Below are 699 nucleotides of genomic sequence, written 5' to 3'. Positions count from 1 at the left end.
GCGCTGCGGGTCAGCCGAAGGCACCGTCGCCCTGGCTCTGGCGTCCCTCGTGCACGCCCGCGACCAGGAAGTGGCGCAGCGGATCAATCCCGGCCGCTGCCACGTCGCCGTACGCCGTCAGGTAGCCCTGGGTGTCAAACCCCGCCGAGGGATCCCGCCCCTCGATCCAGCCCTGCGTGTCGTAGTGCAGCAGCGGATCGATCCCGGCCGCCGCCACGTCGCCGTAGGCTGCCAGATAGCCGCGCGTGTCGAAGTAGGCGTTGGGATCGCGGCCCTCGAGCCAGCCCTGGTTGTGGAAGTGGCTGTAGGCGAAGGCGTTCGCGTCGCCGCCGGTGATCAGGGCGGCGGCCGCGATGTCGGGGTTGGCCAGGAGGTAGTACTCGGGATCGAAGCTGCCCTGCTGGCTGGTGTCGCCGATCTCGGTGGCGCGTCCCACGGCCTCGTAGGCCTGCCGGCCTTCGCTCTGGCCTGTGGTGAGGTAGTGGAGCAGAGGGTCGAGGCCGGCGGCTTTCACGTCGGGGTTGTTGAGCAGGTAGAGCTCATTGTCGAAGTTGGCGGACGGATCGCGGCCTTCCAGCCAGCCGTTGTTAAGGTAGTGGGTGAGTGGATTGAGGCCGGCGGCGTGGACATCGCCGTTGGCCGCGAGGTAGCCGTTGGTAGAGAAGTACGCGTTCGGATCGCGACCCTCCCGCCAGCCAG

General features: G+C 68.5%; 1 pseudogene. It reads right to left on the bottom strand.

Annotated elements, in window-relative coordinates:
- Positions 1-10 precede the first annotated feature (10 nt).
- Positions 11-699 (bottom strand): annotated as a pseudogene (locus ACKUB9_RS34365) (alkaline phosphatase); the annotation flags it as partial.

The organism is Methylobacterium oryzisoli, assembly GCF_046557895.1.
Classification (GTDB): domain Bacteria; phylum Pseudomonadota; class Alphaproteobacteria; order Rhizobiales; family Beijerinckiaceae; genus Methylobacterium; species Methylobacterium oryzisoli.
This window is presented reverse-complemented; position numbering and strand designations above follow the sequence as displayed.